Below are 3,395 nucleotides of genomic sequence, written 5' to 3'. Positions count from 1 at the left end.
GTCCGGCGGCGAGCAGCAGATGCTGGCGATGGGCCGCGCGCTGATGGGCGCGCCGAAGCTCTTGATGCTGGACGAGCCGAGCCTCGGCCTCGCCCCGATCATCGTCGCCGACATCTTCCGCATCGTCGGCGAGCTCCGCGCTGCCGGCGTCTCGGTGCTCCTGGTCGAGCAGAACGCCCAGGCCGCATTGCAGATCGCCGACCGCGCCTATGTCATGGAGCTCGGCGAGTTCGTGCTGTCAGGTACCGCCAAGGACATCGCCGCCAACAAGGGCGTCGCCGCGAGCTATCTCGGCTTCCAGCACGAAGGCGAGAGCGCGATTTAGATTGCCCTTGTTGTACGTCGGTTGCCAGTGGTGATTGAGGTACTGCCGACGGCGATAGACCGTCACCCCACCCCGCTTCGCATCGCTACTCGCGCTGCGAAGCGACCCTCCCCCTCCAGGGGAGGGTAAGAGCCGTCCATCGACTTGCATTCGCGCGAAGATTGCGCTCCACTTCACCCTCCCCTGGAGGGGGAGGGTCGAGGGCACGCGGCGATGCGCAGCATCGCGGGTGCGATCGGGGTGGGGTGAAGCCGCGCAAATGGTCTCAGCATCGATCCTAAGAGCGGCTGCGAAGAAGCTGCGCGCCGACACGACGCCGCATGAACGAATCCTGTGGCGCGGGCTGAGAGAGCTGCCAACGGACGGAACGCATTTTCGAAGGCAAGCCGCGATCGGTCCCTATGTCGTCGACTTCTTTTGCCCGGCCAAGCGGATGATCATCGAGCTCGACGGTGGACACCACAACGACGATGACACTGCACTGCGCGATCGCGAGCGGCAGCAATGGCTGGAGAACGAGGGATATCGCGTCATCCGCTTCTGGAATTCGGAGATCACGGCTGACCTCAGTGCCGTGCTGGAGCGGATTTATGTCGAACTCTACGGCACTCGCGAGGCGGAAGCCGTGCCATTGAGGCACCACCGGCGGCGATAGACTTTCACCCTGCCCCGCTTCACATCGCTCCCGCGATGCGAAGCGACCCTCCCCCTCCAGGGGAGGGTAAGGAAAAAGCCGGCCCGCATCGGGACCGGCTTCTTCGTTTCACGGATGGTGAGCCAACTTACATCGCCGGGACGTATTTGCCGTCCTTGACCGTCAGCAGGATGCGCGAACGGTCGTCGAGGCCGTAGCGATCCTTTTCGGTCCAGTTGTAGACGCCCTGGGTCGCGACGATCTCCTTCTCGGAGATGAACGCCTTGCGGATCGCCTCGCGGAATTCCGGCGTGCCGGGCTTGGCGGTCTTCAGCGCCACCGGGATGACGCGCTTCATCACCTCGAAGGCATCGTAGGAGTGGCCGGCGAACTGGCTGCGGCTGTTGGCGCCGTACTTGGCTTCATAGGCCGTATTCAGCGCGAGGCCGGGCTTCTTGGTCAGCGCGCTGTCGGGCTGGGTTTCCGGCGACATGATCGGACCGGCCGACATGATGACGCCTTCCGCGGCCGCACCGGCGATGCGGATGAAGTCCATGCTGGCGGCGCCGTGGGTCTGGTAGATCAAACCCTTGTAGCCGCGCTCGCGCAGCGCGGTCTGCGGCAGCGCCGCGGCGGTGCCGGAAGCACCGACCAGGATGGCGTCGGGATTGGCGGCGACGAGCTTCAGCACCTGGCCGGCGACCGAGGTATCCGGACGCGCGAAGCGCTCCTCGTCGGTCATGGTCAGGCCCATCGGCACGGCCTGCGCCTTGAAGTCGTTGACCCAGAGGTCGCCGTAGGAATCCGAATAGCCGATATAGCCGACGGTCTTGATGTTGTGCGCCTTCATGTGCTCGTAGAGCACCTTGCCCATGATCGGAATCGACTGCGGCAGGTCGACCGACCACTTCATGCGCGCCTCGTTGATCGGGAACGGCGCGAGGCCGAAATGCGGGATGCCGGCCTCGTTGGCGACCGTCGACACCGCGATCGACGGCGGCGTGGTGCAGGAGCCCATGATGATGTCGGCCTTGGACTCGGTGACGAAGCGCCGCGCGTTGGTGGTCGCAGCCGTCGGATCGCCGCCGTCGTCGAGCACGATCAGCTTCAGTGGTACGCCGCCGATCTCCTTCGGCACGAAATCGAGCGCGTTGCGCTCGGGAATGCCGAGCGCCGCGGCAGGACCCGTAGTCGAGATCGAGATACCGATGGTGATTTCATTGGTCTGCGCCAGTGCGGGCGCGCCCGGCAGCGCGATGGCTGCTGCGAGCGCCGCGGCGAGAGTGGCCTTCCTCATTCATTCCTCCCTGCAGTTAAGTTTTTTGGGTTTAAACCGGTTTTGCGGGCCAATTCAGCCCCTTCTTTAGGTCATGAGGGGGTGCGAGTCAGCCCTTCATGAAGCGGTCAATAATCTCCTGCGGAAACGGCGCCGATTTCAGCTTGGCGGGATCGTCCGGGTGGCGGCCGACCAGCACCCGGGTTTCGAACGCCTCGATCGCCAACGCCTCACCCTTGAACACGCGGTGCACCACCTCGAAGCTCGAGCGCTTGATGCTCTCGATCCGGCTTTCGATGGTAATCCAGTCGCCATGGGTCGACGGGATGTGAAATTTCGCCCGCGTGTCGACCATGGGAATGCCGACCAGGCCGTATTTGTGGACGAGGTCCTGCTTCGAGCAACCGGCGGCTTCGAACATGATCGAGGTCGAGTCGTCGAACATCGCGAAGTAGCGCGGGTAGTAGACGATGTTGGCGGGGTCGCAATCGCCCCACTGGATCTGCACGTCGCGCCGATTGACGAACATGGTTTATCCTTGATCGAGCATGAGCGATCCGGAAGCGCGCTTTATGCTCTTCCGGATCATGCTTCAGCGCGGCGCCATCCGGAGCGCGGCATCGAGCCGCACCACTTCGCCGTTCAGATAGGGGTTGTCGATCATGTGCAGCGCCAGCGAGGCAAACTCGTCGGCCTGGCCGAGCCGGCGCGGGAACGGAATCGCGGCGGCGAGCGAATCCTGCGCTTCCTGCGGCAGGCCGGCCAGCAAGGGCGTCATGAACAGACCGGGCGCGATGGTCAGCACGCGGATGCCGAACTGCGCGAGTTCGCGCGCGATCGGCAGCGTCATCGCGACGATGCCGCCCTTCGATGCCGAATAGGCCGCCTGCCCGATCTGGCCGTCATAGGCCGCGACCGAGGCCGTCGAGATCACGACGCCGCGCTCGCCGGTTGCGAGCGGCTCGAACTTGGCCATGTCAGCAGTGGCAAGCCGCAGCATGTTGAACGAGCCGATCAGATTGACCTTGATCACCTTGTCGAAGTCGGCCAGCGCCATCGGCCCCTCGCGGCCGATCACGCGTTTGGCCACCCCGATGCCGGCGCAATTGACCAGTACGCGCGCCGGGCCGTGCGCCTTGGCGGCGGCAGCGACCGCGGCT

At 64.7% G+C, this 3,395-nt stretch carries 5 protein-coding genes; 2 read left to right on the top strand and 3 right to left on the bottom strand.

Annotated elements, in window-relative coordinates; genetic code table 11:
• Both AKL29_RS44145 and AKL29_RS01685 read left to right on the top strand, forming a co-directional pair.
• Window positions 1-325 (top strand): ATP-binding cassette domain-containing protein (locus tag AKL29_RS44145; RefSeq protein ID WP_347336970.1); only part of this gene is annotated, 325 nt, incomplete at its 5' end.
• A gap of 259 nt (window positions 326-584) precedes the next feature.
• The gene (locus AKL29_RS01685; protein WP_050382617.1) at window positions 585-980 is read left to right on the top strand and encodes an endonuclease domain-containing protein; all 396 of its coding nucleotides are present in this window, start codon (window positions 585-587) and stop codon (window positions 978-980) included.
• Window positions 981-1,107: 127 nt separating this feature from the next.
• On the opposite strand, the gene AKL29_RS01680 is transcribed toward AKL29_RS01685, so the two are convergent.
• The 3 genes from AKL29_RS01680 to AKL29_RS01670 all read right to left on the bottom strand — a co-directional run.
• Complete coding sequence (locus AKL29_RS01680) at window positions 1,108-2,256, bottom strand: ABC transporter substrate-binding protein (protein WP_028336534.1); 1,149 nt, start codon at window positions 2,254-2,256, stop codon at window positions 1,108-1,110.
• Between the two features lie 88 nt (window positions 2,257-2,344).
• Entirely contained in the window at window positions 2,345-2,764 is a 420-nt protein-coding gene (locus AKL29_RS01675; protein WP_050382615.1) for an acyl-CoA thioesterase, read from the bottom strand.
• Between the two features lie 63 nt (window positions 2,765-2,827).
• Window positions 2,828-3,395, bottom strand: a 568-nt coding sequence (locus AKL29_RS01670) for an SDR family NAD(P)-dependent oxidoreductase (RefSeq protein ID WP_244481670.1), incomplete at its 5' end; no start/stop codon positions are given.

The sequence above is a fragment of the Bradyrhizobium pachyrhizi genome, from assembly GCF_001189245.1.
Lineage (GTDB): Bacteria > Pseudomonadota > Alphaproteobacteria > Rhizobiales > Xanthobacteraceae > Bradyrhizobium > Bradyrhizobium pachyrhizi.
The sequence above is the reverse complement of the archived record's forward strand: the minus strand, read 5'-3'. Positions and strand labels throughout refer to the sequence as shown.